Annotated in this window: 17 protein-coding genes; 13 read left to right on the plus strand and 4 right to left on the minus strand. The window is 68.1% G+C overall.

Annotation, left to right across the window (positions count from 1 at the left end):
* The first annotated feature begins 31 nt into the window (after nucleotides 1–31).
* On the plus strand, nucleotides 32–382 hold the full coding sequence (gene hisI / locus ACNO8X_RS13785) for a phosphoribosyl-AMP cyclohydrolase (protein WP_418001452.1): 351 nt from the start codon (nucleotides 32–34) through the stop codon (nucleotides 380–382).
* On the opposite strand, the gene ACNO8X_RS13790 is transcribed toward hisI, so the two are convergent.
* A complete protein-coding gene (locus ACNO8X_RS13790) occupies nucleotides 379–1,029 on the minus strand; it encodes a TetR/AcrR family transcriptional regulator (RefSeq protein ID WP_418001453.1) in 651 nt (216 codons plus the stop codon). The two genes, hisI and ACNO8X_RS13790, sit on opposite strands and share 4 nt — an antisense overlap.
* A gap of 152 nt (nucleotides 1,030–1,181) precedes the next feature.
* Here ACNO8X_RS13790 and ACNO8X_RS13795 point away from each other — a divergent pair, with 152 nt between their 5' ends.
* Genes ACNO8X_RS13795 through atzF form a run of 5 tightly spaced genes read left to right on the plus strand, consistent with a single transcriptional unit; the run spans nucleotide 1,182 to nucleotide 7,968 of the window.
* The gene (locus ACNO8X_RS13795) at nucleotides 1,182–2,690 is read left to right on the plus strand and encodes an amino acid permease (protein WP_418001454.1); all 1,509 of its coding nucleotides are present in this window, start codon (nucleotides 1,182–1,184) and stop codon (nucleotides 2,688–2,690) included.
* Nucleotides 2,691–2,724: 34 nt separating this feature from the next.
* Nucleotides 2,725–3,582, plus strand: coding sequence for an urea amidolyase associated protein UAAP1 (locus ACNO8X_RS13800; RefSeq protein WP_418001455.1), 858 nt, complete (start codon nucleotides 2,725–2,727; stop codon nucleotides 3,580–3,582).
* Nucleotides 3,582–4,229, plus strand: a complete 648-nt coding sequence (locus ACNO8X_RS13805) for an urea amidolyase associated protein UAAP2 (RefSeq protein WP_043398463.1) — start codon at nucleotides 3,582–3,584, stop codon at nucleotides 4,227–4,229. Before ACNO8X_RS13800 ends, ACNO8X_RS13805 begins: the two co-directional genes overlap by 1 nt.
* 29 nt (nucleotides 4,230–4,258) lie before the next feature.
* Nucleotides 4,259–6,292, plus strand: coding sequence for a 5-oxoprolinase/urea amidolyase family protein (locus ACNO8X_RS13810; protein ID WP_418001456.1), 2,034 nt, complete (start codon nucleotides 4,259–4,261; stop codon nucleotides 6,290–6,292).
* Nucleotides 6,292–7,968 carry an allophanate hydrolase gene (atzF, locus tag ACNO8X_RS13815; protein WP_418001457.1) on the plus strand — a complete coding sequence of 559 codons (1,677 nt, stop codon included), beginning with the start codon at nucleotides 6,292–6,294 and terminating at the stop codon, nucleotides 7,966–7,968. The genes ACNO8X_RS13810 and atzF overlap by 1 nt, the downstream gene beginning before the upstream one ends.
* Nucleotides 7,969–8,023: 55 nt before the next feature.
* Here the strand turns inward: atzF and ACNO8X_RS13820 are convergent, their stop codons facing one another.
* Both ACNO8X_RS13820 and ACNO8X_RS13825 read right to left on the minus strand, forming a co-directional pair.
* The gene (locus ACNO8X_RS13820) at nucleotides 8,024–8,821 is read right to left on the minus strand and encodes an ABC transporter ATP-binding protein (RefSeq protein WP_418001458.1); all 798 of its coding nucleotides are present in this window, start codon (nucleotides 8,819–8,821) and stop codon (nucleotides 8,024–8,026) included.
* Nucleotides 8,818–9,489 carry a FadR/GntR family transcriptional regulator gene (locus ACNO8X_RS13825; RefSeq protein WP_418001459.1) on the minus strand — a complete coding sequence of 224 codons (672 nt, stop codon included), beginning with the start codon at nucleotides 9,487–9,489 and terminating at the stop codon, nucleotides 8,818–8,820. Before ACNO8X_RS13825 ends, ACNO8X_RS13820 begins: the two co-directional genes overlap by 4 nt.
* 159 nt (nucleotides 9,490–9,648) lie before the next feature.
* On the opposite strand from ACNO8X_RS13825, the gene ACNO8X_RS13830 reads away from it, so the two are divergent.
* Nucleotides 9,649–11,322: a 2-isopropylmalate synthase gene (locus tag ACNO8X_RS13830; protein ID WP_418001460.1), complete on the plus strand. Its 1,674-nt coding sequence runs from the start codon at nucleotides 9,649–9,651 to the stop codon at nucleotides 11,320–11,322.
* Here ACNO8X_RS13830 and ACNO8X_RS13835 read toward each other — a convergent pair.
* On the minus strand, nucleotides 11,309–11,764 hold the full coding sequence (locus tag ACNO8X_RS13835; protein WP_260942065.1) for a peroxiredoxin: 456 nt from the start codon (nucleotides 11,762–11,764) through the stop codon (nucleotides 11,309–11,311). The genes ACNO8X_RS13830 and ACNO8X_RS13835 overlap by 14 nt on opposite strands.
* 32 nt (nucleotides 11,765–11,796) lie before the next feature.
* On the opposite strand from ACNO8X_RS13835, the gene ACNO8X_RS13840 reads away from it, so the two are divergent.
* The 6 genes from ACNO8X_RS13840 (at nucleotide 11,797) to lgt (ending at nucleotide 18,681) form a co-directional block, all read left to right on the plus strand.
* Nucleotides 11,797–13,302, plus strand: coding sequence for an anthranilate synthase component I (locus ACNO8X_RS13840; RefSeq protein ID WP_043398572.1), 1,506 nt, complete (start codon nucleotides 11,797–11,799; stop codon nucleotides 13,300–13,302).
* Nucleotides 13,299–13,901, plus strand: coding sequence for a TIGR02234 family membrane protein (locus ACNO8X_RS13845; protein WP_418001461.1), 603 nt, complete (start codon nucleotides 13,299–13,301; stop codon nucleotides 13,899–13,901). Before ACNO8X_RS13840 ends, ACNO8X_RS13845 begins: the two co-directional genes overlap by 4 nt.
* 94 nt (nucleotides 13,902–13,995) lie before the next feature.
* A complete protein-coding gene (gene trpC / locus ACNO8X_RS13850; RefSeq protein WP_260942072.1) occupies nucleotides 13,996–14,814 on the plus strand; it encodes an indole-3-glycerol phosphate synthase TrpC in 819 nt (272 codons plus the stop codon).
* 38 nt (nucleotides 14,815–14,852) lie between these two features.
* Nucleotides 14,853–16,124: a tryptophan synthase subunit beta gene (gene trpB, locus ACNO8X_RS13855; protein WP_418001462.1), complete on the plus strand. Its 1,272-nt coding sequence runs from the start codon at nucleotides 14,853–14,855 to the stop codon at nucleotides 16,122–16,124.
* A complete protein-coding gene (trpA, locus tag ACNO8X_RS13860; RefSeq protein WP_418001463.1) occupies nucleotides 16,121–16,912 on the plus strand; it encodes a tryptophan synthase subunit alpha in 792 nt (263 codons plus the stop codon). The genes trpB and trpA overlap by 4 nt, the downstream gene beginning before the upstream one ends.
* Entirely contained in the window at nucleotides 16,909–18,681 is a 1,773-nt protein-coding gene (gene lgt, locus ACNO8X_RS13865) for a prolipoprotein diacylglyceryl transferase (protein WP_418001464.1), read from the plus strand. Before trpA ends, lgt begins: the two co-directional genes overlap by 4 nt.
* Nucleotides 18,682–18,689: the final 8 nt, after the last annotated feature.

An 18,689-nucleotide genomic window follows, 5' to 3' on the forward strand; every position in this document is an offset into this window, starting at 1 on the left:
AAGCGACATCGGCGAATGGAGGTCCGGTGCGATGAGCGCTTTGGACCCCGGAATCGCCGCACGCATCAAGCGCAACGACGCCGGGCTGTTCACCGCCGTGGTGCAGCAGCGCGGCACCGGCGACGTCCTGATGGTCGCCTGGATGGACGACGCCGCGCTGGCGCGCACCTTGGAAACCCGTGAGGCGACGTACTTTTCCCGCTCACGTGGCGAACAGTGGGTCAAGGGCCTGACGTCGGGACACACCCAGTACGTGCACTCGGTCCGCCTGGACTGCGACGGCGATGCCGTGCTCCTGGAGGTCGACCAGGTGGGCGGCGCCTGCCACACCGGCGACCACAGCTGCTTCGACGCCGACCAGTTGCTCGCCCCCGAGTCCTAATCAGGGACGGGCAGGTGCTGCTCGACCAGTGCCCGCCCCGCCGCCCGCAGCGTGTCGTCGACATCGACCCCGAGCACCCGTAGCGCCGCATCGGCGATGGCCTCGGCCACTTCGTCACCGGCGATGCCCGGGTCGTCGACGCGCTGCGCGATGACCGTCTCGGTCAGGCGCACCGGGAGGCCGCAGCGGAACTCGTCGCGGCCACCGACGACGTCGACCGCCAGCTCGCGGTACACGGCGTGCAGCTCGCGGCGCCGGTCATGGAAGCCCTCGATACCGTCGACCTCCGGCAGTAGATAGAGCCGACCCAGGTTCCACGGCACGGACAACAGGCTGGCCGCGTCGCCGGCCGTCACCGCCCACAGCGCGACCCGCGGGTCGTCGACGGACCGGGTCACCCGCCGTGCGAACTCCAGCGACGGCACCACCGTCGCATCGAGCAGCGCCTCGAGGATGGCTTCCTTGTTGGGGAAGTGGTGGTACAGCGAGGCCTGCCGGATGCCGACGGCCTCGGCGATCGAACGCGTCGAGGTCACGGTAAAGCCCTTGGTCACGAACAGTTCTCCGGCGGCATCGAGGATCTGCTCGACGGCGGTGCTGCCGGGGCGTAAGGCGTCGCGGTGGCGGGGGCGGCCCGGGCGGCTCATGCCACTACTGTGCCACCCACGCATCGTCGGCTCCCGTGAAACCCAACTGTTACACCGCGACCCACGCCGGAAACTTCGGTGACCCATCCGTGTCATGGGCACACCTAATTCTGTCAGTTGACAGGTATTGACCTCTGTGGAATCGAGATCGGATGACATTGACCAACACGTCGCCGGCAGATCATGACGATCTCGCCGAGTTCGGCTACGACCAACAGCTGCATCGCTCGCTGGGCAAGTTCGCCTCGTTTGCGGCCGGTTTCTCGTTCGTGTCGATCCTGACCACGATCTTCCAACTATTCGGTCTCGGCTTCAGTTTCGGCGGTCCGGCGTTCTTCTGGACCTGGCCGGCGGTGTTCATCGGCCAGTTCGCCGTGGCCCTGTGCTTCGCCGAACTGGCCGCCCGCTACCCGATCTCGGGGGCCATCTATCAGTGGGCCCGCCGCCTCGGCGGCGAAGTCATCGGCTGGTTCGGTGGCTGGTTCATGATTCTGGCCCAGATCATCACGGCATCCGCTGCGGCCATCGCGCTGCAGGTGGTGCTGCCGGCGGTGTGGTCGGGATTCCAGCTCATCGGCACCGACACCGCCCTCACCTCGCCGGACGGAGCGGCCAATGCGGTGCTGCTGGGTACGGCGCTGCTGCTGGTCACCACCACGATCAACTGCATCGGGGTGCGCTGGATGTCGCGGGTCGCGACGATCGGGGTCTGCTGCGAGATCGTCGGAGTCATCGCGGTCGTCGGAGTGTTCTTCACCCATGCCCAGCGCGGTCCGCAGGTCGTGTTCGACACCGGCGCAACGGGTCCGGGTTATGGCTGGGCCTGGATCGCCTCCGGACTGATGGCCGCTTACGTGATGGTCGGCTTCGGTTCGGCCGGCGAGCTGGCGGAGGAGACGCGGGACGCGCGCCGCGTGGCGCCGCGCACCATCCGGTCGGCACTGACGGTGTCGGCGCTCGGCGGCGGCCTGATGATCATCGGCGCACTGATGGCGGCGCCGAGCCTGACCGACGGTCGCCTCGCGACCGAGGGCCTGCCCTACGTGCTGGGCGCGGTGCTGTCGTCGCCGTGGGGGACGCTGCTCCTCGTCGACGTGGCCATCGCGATCTTCATCTGCACCTTGGCAATTCAGACCGCGGCCACCCGCCTGATGTTCTCGATGGCGCGCGATCAGCGGCTGCCGTTCTCGTCGCTCCTGTCCCGCGTCAATCCGGCAACCGGGACACCCATTCCGCCGGCGATCGTGGTCGGTGTGGCGTGTGTCGGTGTGCTCTTGGTGAACGTCGGCAACTCCGCGATCTTCGCCACGCTCGCCAGCGTTTGCATCATCGCGATCTACATCGCCTACCTGCTGGTGACCGCACCGCTGCTGGCCCACCGGCTGCGGGGAATGCGTTGGGACGCATCGGCCACCGACGCCGGCGGTCGGCCACTGTTCTCGATGGGACGCTGGGGTCTGCCGGTCAACCTCTTCGCGGTCGCCTATGGCGTGGCGATGGTGATCAACCTGGCCTGGCCACGGCCGGAAATCTACGACCCGACGGGCGCGATGCCGCTGCTGGTTTGGGCCGGGCCGTTCACCATCGTCGCGATCGTTGCGCTCGGTGCCCTGTGCTTCCCGTACCGCCGGACCCATCCGAACCCCGTCGGAACACTCTGATCTCCGCCAATCAGCCACTGCCGAAAGGATTCTCGTGAGTCTCACCACCACTTCGACCACCGCAGCCGCTCGCGCGCACGCTCGCGCGCAGGCCGGCGCACACACGGCTGCCATGCCCGTCGTACCCGCATCGCTGTGGCCCACACCGCCCGCCGGCGTCGAAGCCGACCGGCTGACCTGGGCCGAGACGGTGCCCGGCGGCCGCTACACCAGCAAGGTGCTGGACCGCGGAACCCGGTTGCGGCTCACCGATATCGAGGGCCGTGCGTGTGCGCACCTGCTGCTCTGGCGCGCCGACGCCCCCTGGGAGCGGCTCAACACCGCCGACACCGTCAAGGTGCCGTGGCAGGCGTACCTCGCCACCGGACATCCGCTGCTCGATGATCAGGGACGGGTATTGGCGACCATCGTCGCTGACACCTCCGGTCACCACGATGCGCTGTGCGGCACCACAACCCGGGCGCAGAACGAAGCCCGCTACGGGGCCGGCACCGCGCACTCGGACAGCCCGGCCGGCCGGGAGCTGCTGGTGCTCGCCGCGCTCAAGCACGGCCTGGGTCCGCGTGACGTCGGCCCCGGCGTGTCGTTCTTCCACGGCGCCCGTGCCGACGATGCGGGCCAACTGGTGTCGACGGGCTCGGCCGGTCCCGGCACGGCAGTCGAACTGATCGTGCACCTGCCGGTGATCGTGGCGATCGCCAACACCGCGCACCCGCTCGACCCGGAGCCGAGTTTCAGCACCTCCGATCTGGAGGTGCTGGCCTGGTCGGCGCCCGACGACCTCGCGGCGTTGGCCGCTCGCGCCGACACCATCGGGCCCGAATACGAACGCGCACATCGCAACACCGAAGACGTCTGGACCGCACTGCATCTCACCGGAGGAGCCAGCTAATGAGCACTGTCATCGACTCGGTCCCCGCACTGGTGGCCGGCACGACCATCCTCGACGAGATCGTCGAGGCCCGCGGCCCCTGGTCGGCGATCATCGCGGAAGGCGATGTGCTGACCATCGTCGACCTGCATGGCAATCAGGCCGTCGACACGCTGATCTACGGCGCCCATGACACGTCCCGGCGCTACAGCGCACAGACCACCATCACGGCGCAGCGGTCGCTGTTCGTCAGCACCGGAACGGTGTTGCGGGACAGTGATGGTGCGGCACTGATGACCGTCGTGGCCGACGAGGTGGGCAATCACGACACCGTCGGTGGCGCCTGCTCGCAGGAATCCAACACGCTGCGCTACGGCCACCACACCCGGCACCAGCACGCCTGCGTCGAGAACTTCCTCATCGAAGGCGCCCGGTACGGTCTCGGAAAGCGTGATCTGGCACCGAATCTCAACTTCTTCATGAACGTGCCGGTGGAGGCCGACGGCACCCTCGGCATCGTCGACGGGTTGTCGGCACCGGGACTGCGGGTGGCGCTGCGTGCCGACACCGACGTCCTGGTGTTGGTGTCCAACTGCCCGCAGATCAACAACCCGTGCAACGGATTCGATCCCACGCCGGTGCGGATGATCGTCACCCGCCCGCTCTGATCGACGTTCGGACGTAAAGGAATATGCGCATGGCGCTGCCGACGAATACCCCGACCCTCACCGTGCTGCGGCCCGGGCCGAGCACCACCGTCCAGGACTGGCCGGGCCGCATCGGCTACTGGCAGGTGGGCGTACCGCCGTCAGGGCCGATGGATGACCTGTCACTGCGGCTGGCCAATCTCGCGGTCGGTAATGCCGAGGGCGTGCCTGGCCTGGAGGCGACGATGGCCGGTCCCACACTGGGATTCGATGAGGCGACCGTCGTCTGCGTCACGGGTGCTCCGGTATCGGTCACGCTCGACGGGGTGCCGGCGCGGCAGTGGGCGCCCATCGCTGTTCCGGAGGGCGGTGTTCTCGAGATCGGTGCGGTGCAGGGCGTCGGGATGCGCATCTACATCGCGGTGGCCGGCGGCATCGAGGCCGAGGCATATCTCGGCTCGCGCTCGACGTTCACGCTCGGCCGATTCGGCGCAGCCGGCCGGGCCTTGGCAGCCGGTGACCGGCTCGATCTGGGCGCCGCGGTGGGCCGTCCGCGCCGACTCACCGACGAGGAGATCCCGTCGATCGGCCACGAATGGCGCCTCGCGGTCACCGAAGGTCCGCACGGTGCGCCCGAGTTCTTCACCCGCGCCGATATCGAAACTCTCTACGAGGCCACGTATCTGGTGGACCACAACCTGGACCGCACCGGCGTCCGTCTGGTCGGGCCGAAGCCGCAGTGGGCCCGGCCCGACGGCGGTGAGGCCGGGCTGCACCCATCCAATATCCACGACACCCCGTATTCGGTTGGCGCCCTGGACTTCACCGGCGATACTCCGATCCTGCTCGGCCCGGACGGACCCAGCCTGGGCGGTTTCGTCTGCCCGGTGACGGTGGCGTCCGCGGACCGGTGGAAGCTCGGGCAGCTCACCCCCGGCGACCGGGTGCGCTTCGTTCCGGTGCGGGCCAGCGCCGCCGCACCCCTGGCAGCACTGGGCACCTCGCGGCGAGCGGCGTCACCGGTGGTGCGCAGCCCGCGCGGTGACGGTGATGACGGCGTGTTGCACCGCGGCGTCACGGGCGACGGCACGACCTCGATGACGCTGCGCCGCAGCGGTGATGACAACCTGCTGGTCGAATACGGCACGATGACCCTGGATCTGGTGCTGCGGGCGCGGGTGCACGCTCTGCATACCGCGATCGAGGCACACCGGCCCCGCGGGATCATCGACCTCACACCCGGAATCCGTTCGCTGCAGGTCAAATTCGACGCCGCGCTCACCGATCACCAGGCGATGACGGCGTTCGTCCTCGACATCGAGTCCGCACTCGGCCCCGTCGACCGGTTGGTGCTGCCGAGCCGATCGGTACGACTGCCGTTGAGCTGGGACGACCCGACCGTCCGGCTGGCCATCGACCGGTACCGCAACGGCGTGCGCGACGACGCCCCGTGGTGCCCGAGCAACATCGAGTTCATCCGCCGGATGAACGGCCTGGAATCCCAGCAGGAGGTGTTCGACATCGTCCACGCGGCGAGCTATCTCGTGCTCGGCCTGGGGGATGTCTACCTGGGTGCCCCGGTCGCCACCCCGGTCGATCCGCGGCACCGGGTGGTCACCACCAAGTACAACCCGGCCCGCACCTGGACTCCCGAGAACGCGGTCGGGATCGGCGGTGCCTATCTGTGTATCTACGGCATGGAAGGCCCCGGCGGCTACCAACTGATGGGCCGCACCACGCAGGTGTGGAACCACCGATTCCCGCTGTCCGCACCGGGTTTCGAACCCGAACAGCCGTGGCTGCTGCGGTTCTTCGATCAGGTGTCGTGGTACCCGGTGTCCTCCGAGGAACTGACCGACCTGCGCGCCGACGTCGCCGCCGGCCGCGGCACCGTCGACATCACCGACGGCGAGTTCCGGATCGCCGACTATCTGACCTTCCTATCGCGGGAGGCCGACGACATCGCCGCTGTGCGACAGCGGATGACCATGGCCCGCAACGAGGAGCGGGCCCGCTGGGAGGCCAGCGGCGAAATCGGCGCACGCAAGAAACCTTGCGCCACAACAGGACAGGAAGTCGCCTGATGGATCGGATCAGCGCCGCATTCGCGGCCATCGCGCAGCGGCCGGAAGCCTTCATCACCGTGCGCGACGAGGACGCGGTGCGCCAGGAAGTTTCGCAGGCGCGCGGCCCGCTGGCCGGTCAGCTGCTGGCGGTCAAGGACAACGTCGACGTCGCGGGCCTGCTCACCACTGCGGCGTGCCCGGGCTACGCGTACACCCCGGGCACCGACGCGCCTGTGGTGGCGGCACTGCGCGCAGCCGGTGCGGTGGTGATCGGCAAGACCAACCTGGACCAGTTCGCGACCGGGCTCGTCGGCACCCGAAGCCCCTACGGTGCGGTGCGCGACGCGCGGCGGCCAGACAGGATTTCGGGTGGTTCATCGTCGGGTTCGGCTGTCGCGGTGGCCATCGGTGCCGCCGACCTCGGAATCGGCACGGATACTGCGGGATCCGGCCGGGTGCCTGCGGGGTATCAAGGTCTCGTCGGGATCAAGGGCACCATTGGTGTGGTGTCGACCGCCGGCGTCGTTCCGGCCTGCCCGAGCTACGACTGCGTGACCATCCTGGCGCGCGACCTGGCGACCGCGGAGGACGCCATGGCAGTGATGGCGTCCACCACGCAGCGGCCATGGCCCACCTCGACCCGCTTCGCCGCCCCTGCCGACCCGGTGCTGGCGGTGCCCGCCGAACTACCGGCGATGGCTCCCGGCTGGGATGTCGCGTTCCAGCGCGCGGTCGATGCCGCGCGGGCCGCCGGCATGCGGATCGTGCCCATCGATCTGACCGACTTCCTGGCCGCCGCCCGGTTGCTGTACGACGGCGCACTGGTCGCCGAACGCGCCGAAGCGGTGGGGGACTTCATCGCCACTGCCGGCGACGACGCCGGACTGGATCCGACGGTCGCGGCGATCATCACCGCGGGCGGTGTCCACTCCGCGACCGCGCTGTTGCGCGACCGTCGCGAGTTGGATCGCCTGCGGGACCGGGCATTCCGGGCATTGGGGGAGTGTGACGCGCTGTTGGTGCCCACCGCGCCGCTGCAGCCGACGCTCGCCGAGGTGGCGGCCGATCCGGTCGCGGTCAACGCGAGGATCGGCACGTACACGAATTTCTGCAATCTGTTCGACATGTGCGGAGTCGCGGTCCCGGCCGGCGAGGTCGTCGAATCCGACGGCACCACAGCGCAATTCGGGGTGACGGTGCTGGGCCGGTCGTTCGATGACGCCGTGGTGGCCGACATCGCGGCCCGGCTGAGCGGCGCCGAACGTGGTGCGGCGGCGTCCTGGCCCGAGCGGGCGGGAGCCGGTGCGGTGACGCTGGTCGTGGCCGGCGCGCATCTGCGGGACCAGCCGCTGGCTGGTCAGCTCCACGATCTCGGGGCGCGGTGGGACGGGCCGGCACGTACTGCCGAAAGCTATCGGATGACGGCGCTGCCGTCGGGCAAGCCCGCTCTGCTGCGGCTGTCCCACGGCGGGCGGGCCTTTGAGGTGGAGCGCTGGTCGCTCTCTCCCGCGGCGCTCGGGAAGTTCCTGGTCGCCCTGCCGACACCGATGGGACTGGCGGCAATCGAGCTCGACGACGGGTCCTGGGAGACCGGGTTCGTGTGTGCCGACGAGGGGGCCATCGTGGCGCCCGACATCTCGGAGTTCGGCGGCTGGCGGGCCTACCTGCAGTCCCGGGAGTTCGCCACTCAGTGATTTGTGCACGATTTTTCGCGGTCAGCGCGGAAAATCGTGCACAAATCACCAGCAGTTAGCCGGTGCGCGAGCTCGCAGTGGCCCGGGCGGACCAGCGGCCGTGGTCGTAGCCGACCTCGACCGGATGCGAAAAGGCCTCCGTCACATGATCGGTCGTCACGGTCGCGACCGACGGACCCGCGGCGACGGTGCGGCCGCCGGAGATCAGCAGGGCGTGAGACGTGGACGTCGGTAGTTCCTCGAGGTGATGTGTCACCAGGATCGAGGCCATCTCGGGGTGTGAATGCTCCAGCGTGTCAAGGGTTTCCAGTAGTTGTTCGCGCGCGGCCACGTCCAGGCCGGTGGTCGGTTCGTCGAGCAGCAGCAGTCGTGGCTCGGCGATCAGCGCGCGGGCGATGAGCGTTCTGCCTCGCTCGCCCTGCGACAGCGTCGGCCACACCGCATCGGCGCGGTGGGTCAGTCCCACGGTGCCGATCAACTCGTCGGCGCGTGCGATGTCTTCGGCAGTCGGCATCCAGCGGGCCGCGATGTCGATGGTGCCGGTGACGCCGGTCAGCACCACCTCCCTCACCGTCAGCGGGTACTGCAGCCGATGTCGGGGATTGACGTGGCCGATGGACCGCCGCAGCGGTGCCAGGTCGGTGCGGCCCATCTGTGCGCCCAGCACCCGCACCGTGCCCGACGTCGGGAACGTCACCGCGCCGCAGAAGCCGAGGAGCGTGCTCTTGCCGGCGCCATTGGGGCCGAGCAGAGCCCAGTGTTCGCCTTCCTGCACCGTCAGCGAGATGCCGTCGATGATCTGCTTGCCTTCACGGCGGAACGTCACGTTGTCGAGTTCCAGCACGGGTGTCATGAGAATGATTCCTTCAGGGTGCTCAGGTGAGTGCGGCTGGCGGCGGCCGCGGCATCGGGATCGCGTGCGGCGATGGCGTCGGCGAGCTGCTGATGCAGGGCGTGGTCGCACGGCTCTGACGTGATCGGGCGGATCCTCAACATGTCGATCATGGCGAGCCGCAGCCGGGGGAGGAACGCGTCGAACAGCTGGGTCAGCACGTCGTTGTGGGCCGCGGTGATCACGGCGCGGTGAAATGCCATGTCGGCGTCCACGTGTTCGGGTACCGACTGACCGGTGACGCCGCGGGCGGCGAGGGTGCGCCGGATAGTGCGCAGGTCAGCCGGCGTTCGGCGAGTCGCGGCCAGGGCCGCCCCTTCGGCCTCTATGGCGATGCGGGCTTCGATCACCGACGCGACGTTCGCGCTGCGCAGCACGGTGTCCCAGTCGTCGGTGACATCGAGGGCAATGACGAAGACGCCGGCGCCCTGACGGCTGTCGAGGACGCCTTTGCCGGCCAGTTCCCGGATTGCTTCGCGCAGGGTGGAGCGGCCCACGCCGAGCTGAGCGGCCAGGGTCGTCTCGCCTGGAAGGCGTTGTCCCAGTGGCCATTCACCGTCCTTGATGCGCGTCAGCAGTAGCTGTGCGGCTTGTGCTGCCAGGGGTTGACGCGATACTTGCGCGACCATGCGACCTCTCTACTTGTCTGAGGAGTTGTGTATAGTCTAACCATCATGACGCGCGTACTTCTGCTTGGTTGCCGCGGCGGGGTCTGAAACGACCGGCCCCCTGCCGTGGGGCTCTGTCGCGACCGGTCACTTCCTCACTTGACCGAAAGCAGACCACCGATGAGCACTTCGTGGAACCGTCAACAGCCGTCGCGCATGCCGTGGCACCGCTATACCGATGTCTTCAACCGCGTGAATATTCCTGCTGTCCAACGAGATTGGCCGAGCAACCGCATCACCACCGCACCGCTCTGGGTGCCCGTCGACCTGCGTGACGGCAACCAAGCCCTGGCCGAGCCGATGGATCCTGACCGCAAACGCCAGTTCTTCGAGCATCTCGTCGCCATCGGCTACAAGGAGATCGAGGTCGGCTACCCGTCGGCCTCGCAGACCGACTTCGACTTCGTCCGGCTGCTGGCCGAAGCCGATATCGCGCCGGCCGATGTCACCATCGTGGTGTTCACCCCGGCCCGCCGCGACCTGATCGAGCGCACCGTCGAGTCGGTGCGCGGCATGCGCAATGACGTCGTCATCCACATGTACACCGCGACCGCACCCACGTGGCGAAACACCGTGCTGGGCAAGGACCGTGACGAGTTGCGCAGTCTGATCCTGCACGGCGCGCTCGATGTGCTGACGCTGACCGACGACCTGCCGAACATCCGATTCCAGTTCTCCCCGGAGGTGTTCAACCTCACCGAACCCGACTATGTGCTGGAAATCTGCGACGCCGTGACACAGCTGTGGGACGCCACCGAGGATCGCCCGGTGATCCTGAATCTGCCTGCCACCGTGGAGGTGGCGACGCCGAATGTGTACGCCGATCAGATCGAGTACATGCACCGGAACCTGGCCCGCCGCGACGCGGTGATCCTGTCGGTGCACCCGCACAACGACCGGGGGACCGGGGTGGCCTGTGCCGAATTGGCCGTCCTGGCCGGGGCGCAGCGCGTGGAGGGCTGCGTCTTCGGCAACGGTGAGCGCACCGGCAATGTTGATATCGCCACCCTGGCATTGAATCTGTATGCCCAGGGCGTCGACCCAATGATCGACTTCTCTGATATCGACGCGATCGCTCGCACCGTGTCGCACTGCACCCGGATGCCGATCCACGAGAGGCATCCGTACGTCGGCGACCTGGTGCACACCGCGTTCTCGGGCACCCATCAGGACGCGATCAAGAAAGGCCTGGCCGAACATCGCGCCCGGGCCACCGCAGCGAGCCGTGATGAGCGCGAAATCGATTGGCGGGTGCCGTATCTGCCCATCGACCCCGCCGACATCGGGCGCAGCTATGACGCCGTCATCCGGGTCAATTCACAGTCCGGCAAGGGTGGCATCGCCTACCTGCTGCACAGCGGATACGGACTGGACCTGCCGCGACGGCTGCAGATCGACTTCGCCCGGCATGTGCAGACCCACACCGATGGCAGTGGCGTCGAGGTGACCGCGACCGAGCTGTACGACCTGTTCGAGTCCACCTATCTGGGTTCCGGCGGTCCTGTCGAACTCAAGGACTGGCACACGAGCAGCGACGAGACCACCGAGATCACGCTGAGCGTGAACGGGATCGCCCACACCAGTGCGCACCGCGGCGTCGGGCCGGTCGAGGCGCTGACCCAGGCTTTGGCCGAGGTGGGACGGCCGGTCGAGATTCTCGGCCTCACCCAGCAGTCGATCGGCGCCACCGCGGTCACGTACCTGGAATACCGCGGCGGATGGGCCTGCGGGCGCAGCGATTCAGTGCTCACCGCGTCACTGGCGGCGGTGATCCGGGCGGCTAACGCGCCCTGAGCACCTCGAGCGCCTTGTCGGCATGGGAGTCCATGCTGATCTCAGAGGCGATGACCTCGAGCACCCTGCTGTCGGTGTCGATGACGAACGTGGTCCGCTTGACCGGCATCAGCTTGCCGAGCAGACCACGTTTCACACCGAACGCCTCGGCCACCACGCCGGCGCTGTCGGACAGCAGCGGGTAGTCGAAGCTGTGCTTCTCGGCGAATTTGTCCTGTTTTTCCACCGCATCCATGCTGATCCCGACCCGGGACGCACCGACGGCCGCGAACTCGGCGGCCAGGTCGCGGAAGTGGCAGGCCTCCATGGTGCAGCCCGGCGTCATCGCCGCCGGATAGAAGAACAGCACGATCGGCCCAGAGGCCAGTAGTTCGGAAAGACTGCGGACGGTCCCGGTCTGGTCGGGGAGATTGAACTCGGCAACCCGGTCACCACGTTTCATAGGTGCCACGCTACTTCTGGGAGGATTGCCGCGTGAAGACGACCTCACGTGAGGAATTCCGGGCCCTGGCCGCCGAGCACCGAGTGGTACCGGTGACCCGCAAGGTTCTCGCCGACAGCGAGACCCCGTTGTCGGCGTACCGCAAGCTGGCCGCCAACCGTCCAGGCACATTCCTGCTGGAATCTGCGGAGAACGGGCGGTCCTGGTCGCGATGGTCATTCATCGGCGCGGGCGCTCCGTCGGCGCTGACCGTCCGGGACGGTGAAGCGGCCTGGCTCGGCAGCACGCCGCAGGACGCACCCAGCGGCGGTGACCCGTTGCAGGCGGTGCGCGACACCCTGGCCCTGCTGCAGACCGCGCCCGTGCCGGGGCTGCCGCCGTTGTCGAGCGGGCTGGTCGGGTACTTCGCCTACGACATGGTGCGCCGGCTGGAGCGGCTCCCTGAACTTGCGAAAGACGACCTCAAGCTGCCCGACATGGTGCTGCTGCTGGCCACGGACATCGCTGCCGTCGACCATCACGAGGGCACCATCACTCTGATCGCCAACGCGGTCAACTGGAACGGCACCGACGAGCGTGTCGACTGGGCCTACGACGATGCCGTCGCCCGCCTCGATGTCATGACCAAGGCGCTGGGGGAGCCGCTGCCCTCGAGCATCGCCGTCTTCAGCCGCCCACAGCCGCAGCCGCGCCAGCAGCGCACGGTCGAGGAGTACACGGCCATCGTCGAGAAGCTGGTCGGCGACATCGAGGCCGGCGAAGCGTTCCAGGTGGTGCCGTCGCAGCGGTTCGAGTTGGACACCGACGCCGATCCGATCGATGTCTACCGGGTGCTGCGGGTGACCAACCCGAGCCCGTACATGTATCTGCTCAACGTGCCCAATGCCGAAGGTGGACTTGACTTCTCGGTCGTCGGCTCCAGCCCGGAGGCGCTCGTCACGGTGAAGGACGGGGTGGCGACCACGCACCCGATCGCCGGCACCCGGTGGCGCGGCGCCACCGAGGAGGACGACATCCTGCTGGAAAAGGAGCTGTTGGCCGACGACAAAGAACGCTCCGAACACCTGATGCTGGTCGATCTCGGCCGCAACGATCTGGGCCGCGTGTGCCGTCCGGGGACCGTGCGCGTCGAGGACTACAGCCACATCGAGCGCTACAGCCACGTCATGCACCTGGTCTCCACCGTCACCGGCCACCTCGCCGACGACAAGACCGCGCTCGATGCCGTCACCGCGTGCTTCCCGGCCGGAACACTGTCGGGGGCGCCGAAGGTCCGGGCCATGGAGCTCATCGAAGAGGTTGAGCTGACCCGACGTGGCCTGTACGGCGGCGTGCTCGGGTACCTCGACTTCGCTGGCAACGCTGATTTCGCCATCGCGATCCGCACCGCCCTGATGCGCGGCGGCACCGCCTACGTGCAGGCCGGTGGCGGCGTGGTGGCGGACTCCAACGGGCCGTACGAATACAACGAGTCGTCCAACAAGGCCAAGGCGGTCCTGGCCGCGATCGCGGCCGCCGAGACGCTGAGCGAGCCGTGAGGACCACCCGCACCGCTCAGGTGCTGCTGCTCGTCGCCGCGCTGATGCTGTGGGGCGCCTCCCGGCTGCCCTGGGTCGACGTGTCGTCGTTCGACGGGCTGGGCCAGCCGAAGGCGACGACGCTGTCCGGCGCGGCCTGGTCGACGGCCCTCATCCCGCTGGCGCTGCTGGCCGCCGCTGCCGCGGTGGCGGCGCTGGCCGTGCGGGGCTGGGCGCTGCGGCTGCTGGCGCTGCTGGTCGCCGTCGCGAGCGCGGGGATGGGATACCTGGCCATCAGCCTGTGGGCGGTCACCGACATCTCGGTGCGCGCCGCCGACATGGCGCAGATCGCGGTCATGTTCCTGGTGGGGACCCAGCGGCACTACTGGGGCGCGGGTGTGACGCTGGCAGCTGCGGTATTGACGCTGGTCGGAGCCGTGCTGCTGATGCGTTCGGCAGGTCGCGGCGCGACCACCCCGGCCACGTCGAAATACGCCGCACCGGGCGCGCGCCGCGAAGCGGTGCAGGAAGAAGCTGCCGACGGCATGTCCGAACGGATGATCTGGGATGCCCTCGACGAGGGGCATGACCCGACCCAGAACGACGGGGGGAGCAAATGAGCGTGGCCCGGTGGCAGTCTGCGCCGCCCCGGCGACTACCCTTCGAGAAGATCATCTGGCTTGCCGAACCGGCACGGAAGGACGACGACGCGTTATGACTTCGGGGACCGTGCTCGACTCCATCATCGAGGGAGTTCGCGCTGATGTTGCCGCCCGCGAAGCCGCGCTGAGTCTGACCGAGGTCAAGGAGCGGGCCAAGAAGGCGCCTTCGGCCAAGGATGCACTCGCCGCGCTGCGTGAGCCGGGCATCGGCGTCATCGCCGAGGTCAAGCGCGCCAGCCCCAGCAAGGGTGCGTTGGCGCAGATCGACGATCCCGCCAAGCTGGCCAAGGCGTACGAGTCCGGCGGTGCCCGGGTGATCAGCGTGCTGACCGAGGAGCGTCGCTTCAACGGGTCGCTGGCCGACCTGGACGCTGTGCGTGCCGCGGTGTCGATTCCGGTGCTGCGCAAGGACTTCATCGTCACCCCGTACCAGATTCACGAGGCCCGGGCCCACGGCGCCGACATGCTGCTGCTGATCGTCGCCGCGCTGGAACAGTCGGTGCTGACCTCGATGATCGACCGGACCGAGTCCCTCGGGATGACGGCACTGGTCGAGGTACATACCGAGGAAGAAGCTGACCGGGCCATCCAGGCCGGTGCCAAGGTCATCGGCGTCAACGCCCGGGACCTCAAGACCCTCGAGGTCGACCGCGACTGCTTCGGCCGCATCGCGCCCGGCCTGCCGAGCAACATCATCCGCATCGCCGAGTCGGGGGTGCGTGGCACCGCCGACCTGCTGGCCTATGCCGGTGCCGGTGCCGACGCAGTCCTGGTCGGTGAAGGCCTGGTGACCAGCGGCGATCCCCGTAGTGCCGTCGCAGACCTGGTGACTGCCGGCACGCACCCGTCCTGCCCGAAACCAGCCCGCTGAATTGTGGGCTCCTGCGCAAAGAAGCAGCCCGAGTTCTTATGTCTGATCGCACTGGTACTGAATTGCCGCGGATGAGCGCCGCGGTCGCCGAAGCCACAAGCCACGACCCGGACGCCAAAGGGCACTTCGGTGCCTACGGCGGGCGTTTGGTGCCCGAGGCGCTGATGGCGGTCATCGAGGAAGTCACCGCGGCCTACGACAAGGTCCGTACCGACCAGACCTTCCTCGACGAACTCGACCGGTTGCAGCAGCACTACACGGGGCGGCCGTCGCCGCTGTACGAAGCGACCCGGCTGTCCGACCACGCCGGCGGGGCGCGGCTGTTCCTCAAACGAGAAGACCTGAACCACACCGGTTCTCACAAGATCAACAACGTGCTCGGGCAGGCGCTGCTGGCCAAGCGCATGGGCAAGACCCGCGTGATCGCCGAGACCGGCGCCGGCCAGCACGGCGTCGCGACCGCGACGGCCTGCGCGCTGCTCGGCCTCGAATGCGTCGTCTACATGGGCGCGGTCGACACCGCCCGGCAGGCGCTGAACGTGGCCCGGATGCGGCTGCTCGGCGGCACCGTGGTGTCGGTCGAGGCCGGCTCGGCGACCCTCAAGGACGCCATCAACGAAGCCTTCCGCGACTGGGTCACCAACGCGGACGACACCTATTACTGCTTCGGCACCGCCGCCGGACCGCATCCGTTCCCTGTGATGGTGCGCGACTTCCAGCGCGTCATCGGTATGGAGGCGCGCGTCCAGATTCAGCAGCAGGCCGGCCGGCTGCCTCACGCGGTGACCGCGTGCGTCGGCGGTGGCTCGAACGCCATCGGCGTCTTCCACGCCTTCATCGACGACCCGGGCGTGCGGCTGGTCGGTTTCGAAGCGGCCGGCGACGGCGTCGAAACCGGAAGGCACGCAGCCACTTTCACCGGGGGATCGCCGGGTGCGTTCCAGGGTTCGTTCTCCTACCTGCTGCAGGACGAGGACGGCCAGACCATCGAATCCCATTCGATCTCAGCCGGTTTGGACTACCCGGGCGTCGGTCCCGAGCACGCCTTCCTCAAGGACACCGGCCGGGCCGAATACCGGCCGGTGACCGACACCGAGGCCATGGAAGCGTTCGGCTTGTTGTGCCGCACCGAGGGCATCATCCCGGCGATCGAGTCGGCCCACGCCGTCGCCGGTGCGCTGAAATTGGGTCAGGAGCTCGGTCCTGGTTCGGTGATCGTGGTGAACCTGTCCGGCCGCGGCGACAAGGACGTCGAGACGGCGGCGAAGTGGTTCGGCCTGATGGACGGCGAGACTGGGGAAGCGTCATGAGCCGACTGGCTGGATTGTTCGAATCGTGCCGGGCCGAAGGGCGTTCGGCGCTGATCGGTTACCTGCCGACCGGCTACCCGGATGTGCAGACCTCGATCGACGCGATGGTCGCCATGACCGAATCCGGTTGCGACATCATCGAAGTCGGCGTTGCCTACTCCGATCCCGGGATGGACGGGCCGGTTATCGCGGCCGCCACCAACACCGCCCTGCAGGGCGGTGTCCGGGTCCGTGATGCGCTGCGCGCCGTTGAGGCGATCAGCAACGCCGGCGGGCACGCCGTCGTCATGACCTACTGGAATCCGGTGCTGCGCTGGGGCGTTGACGCCTTCGCGCGCGACCTGGCGTCGGCCGGCGGCCTCGGTCTGATCACCCCCGACCTCATTCCTGACGAGGCCGACGAATGGTTCAGCGTCTCCGACGCCCACAATCTCGACCGCATCTTCCTGGTGGCGCCGTCGTCCACCCCGGAGCGGCTCGCAGCCACAGTGCAGGCGTCGCGCGGATTCGTCTACGCCGCGTCGACCATGGGTGTGACAGGCGCGCGGGATGCGGTGTCGAACATGGCGCCGGAGCTGGTGTCCCGGGTGCGGGCCGTGTCGGACATCCCGGTGGGTGTCGGGCTGGGCGTGCGCTCGCGCGAGCAGGCCGCTGAGATCGCGTCGTACGCCGACGGCGTCATCGTCGGCTCGGCGCTGGTGTCCGCGCTCGGCGACGGCGGCATCCCCGCGGTACGAACTTTGTCCGAAGAACTGGCCCACGGAGTGCGACAGAAAGTTTCCGCGTGACCACATCGTTGCTGGCATACATCCCGAGTCCGGCCCAGGGCGTCTGGCACTTGGGGCCAGTACCGATCCGGGCGTACGCGCTCTGCATCATCACCGGCATCATCGCGGCGCTGATCATCGGCGACCGGCGCTGGGTCGCTCGCGGTGGTGAACAGGGCGTCATCTACGACATCGCGCTGTGGACGGTGCCGTTCGGTCTCATCGGTGGTCGCCTGTACCACCTGATGACCGACTGGCGCACCTACTTCGCCGAGGGCGGCGCGGGGATTTCCGGTGCCGTCCGGATCTGGGACGGCGGTCTGGGCATCTGGGGTGCCGTGGCACTCGGTGGCGTCGGAGCGTGGATCGGCTGCCGCCGACATGGAATTCCGTTGCCCGCGTTCGCTGATGCCATCGCGCCTGGAGTGATCCTGGCGCAGGCCATCGGCCGGTTGGGCAACTACTTCAACCAGGAGCTCTACGGCCGCCCGACGGATCTGCCGTGGGGCCTGGAGATCTTCCAGCGCAGCGACGGCTCCGGTGTGGTGAACCCGCACCTGCTCAACGGGGTGTCGACGGGGCAGGTCTACGAGGTCGTGCACCCGACGTTCCTCTACGAATTGCTGTGGAACCTCCTGGTTTTCTTCCTCCTGCTGTGGGCCGATCGTCGTTTCAAGCTGGGCCACGGCCGGCTGTTCGCGTTGTATGTCGCCGCCTACTGCGTCGGCCGCTTCGGCGTCGAGCTGATGCGTAGCGACACCGCGACGCTGATCGCCGGGATCCGGGTCAACTCGTTCACCTCGACATTCGTCTTCATCGGCGCGGTGGTCTACATGATGGTGGCGCCGCGGGGCCGCGAGGATCCGGCGACGCTCGGTGGCCGTCATGCCGACGAAGCCGAGGCTGAAGCCGAGGTCGACGTCGAGGCTGAGGGCGCGGTGTTGGCCGTGCCGGTGGCTGTTGCGGCTGGTGCTGCTGTCGGTGGTGGGGACGACGCCGAGGAAGTCGCCGACGAGGCCGACGCCGTCGAGACCCAACCCGACGAAACTGTGGCTCTCGCAGAGCAGGCCGTCGACTTGGACGAGTCGGCTGACGAGGCTGAGTCCGACGAGGACGCTGCTGAGGCAGCGGATACCGAGGAGCCGGGTGACGAAGCCGAAGACGCGGTCGACGAGGACGCAGTCGACGCCGAGGCAGCCGTAGAGGAATCTGTCGACGAATCCGTTGAGAAGCCAGTCGATTCCGACGAGGTCGAGGACGAGGACGAATCCGACACCGAGGCCGAAGAGCTGGCCGTCGACGAGGACGAGCCTGCCGAAGAAGCCGACGAGGACGTCGCCGACGAGACCGGGGTAGTGGATCCCGACGCGGAGACAGCAGAATCCGACGACTCTGACGCGGCCGAGAGCGAAGACGCTGCAGTCGAGGAAGACGTTGTAGCGGAGGATGACGCAGCCGAGGCTGAAGATGAGGCTGCGGACGTCGCCGACGAACCTGCCGCCGACGAATCTGCCGCGGAGACAACGGAATCCGAAGAGTCAGCCGACGAGGCTGAAGGCAACACCGACGAAGAGCCCGAAGTTGACGCCGACGGCGAAGACGACGCAGACGAGGCTGAAGAAGTCGCCGACGAGACTGACGAAGAAGCCGATTCCGACGATGAACCGGCCGATGAACCGGTCGAAGAAGTTGAGCCGAAGGTGGCAGCCACCGAAAAGGTTGAGCCAGTTGGGGTTCCCGTGTGGGAGCCGCCGGCGCCTCGTCGTCGTTGGTGGCGTCGTCAGGGCTGAGGCCAGCC

The organism is Mycobacterium sp. PDNC021, assembly GCF_048282635.1.
GTDB classification, from domain to species: domain Bacteria; phylum Actinomycetota; class Actinomycetes; order Mycobacteriales; family Mycobacteriaceae; genus Mycobacterium; species Mycobacterium llatzerense.

Bases quoted from the DNA above. Each gene is read 5' to 3' on its own strand.
- atzF (WP_418001457.1), top strand. From the start codon at position 6,292: ATGGATCGGATCAGCGCCGCATTCGCGGCCATCGCGCAGCGGCCGGAA.
- trpB (WP_418001462.1), top strand. From the start codon at position 14,853: ATGTCTGATCGCACTGGTACTGAATTGCCGCGGATGAGCGCCGCGGTC.
- trpA (WP_418001463.1), top strand. From the start codon at position 16,121: ATGAGCCGACTGGCTGGATTGTTCGAATCGTGCCGGGCCGAAGGGCGT.
- ACNO8X_RS13795 (WP_418001454.1), top strand. From the start codon at position 1,182: ATGACATTGACCAACACGTCGCCGGCAGATCATGACGATCTCGCCGAG.
- ACNO8X_RS13820 (WP_418001458.1), bottom strand. From the start codon at position 8,821: ATGACACCCGTGCTGGAACTCGACAACGTGACGTTCCGCCGTGAAGGC.
- ACNO8X_RS13825 (WP_418001459.1), bottom strand. From the start codon at position 9,489: ATGGTCGCGCAAGTATCGCGTCAACCCCTGGCAGCACAAGCCGCACAG.
- hisI (WP_418001452.1), top strand. From the start codon at position 32: ATGAGCGCTTTGGACCCCGGAATCGCCGCACGCATCAAGCGCAACGAC.
- ACNO8X_RS13790 (WP_418001453.1), bottom strand. From the start codon at position 1,029: ATGAGCCGCCCGGGCCGCCCCCGCCACCGCGACGCCTTACGCCCCGGC.
- ACNO8X_RS13810 (WP_418001456.1), top strand. From the start codon at position 4,259: ATGGCGCTGCCGACGAATACCCCGACCCTCACCGTGCTGCGGCCCGGG.
- ACNO8X_RS13805 (WP_043398463.1), top strand. From the start codon at position 3,582: ATGAGCACTGTCATCGACTCGGTCCCCGCACTGGTGGCCGGCACGACC.
- ACNO8X_RS13835 (WP_260942065.1), bottom strand. From the start codon at position 11,764: ATGAAACGTGGTGACCGGGTTGCCGAGTTCAATCTCCCCGACCAGACC.
- ACNO8X_RS13830 (WP_418001460.1), top strand. From the start codon at position 9,649: ATGAGCACTTCGTGGAACCGTCAACAGCCGTCGCGCATGCCGTGGCAC.
- trpC (WP_260942072.1), top strand. From the start codon at position 13,996: ATGACTTCGGGGACCGTGCTCGACTCCATCATCGAGGGAGTTCGCGCT.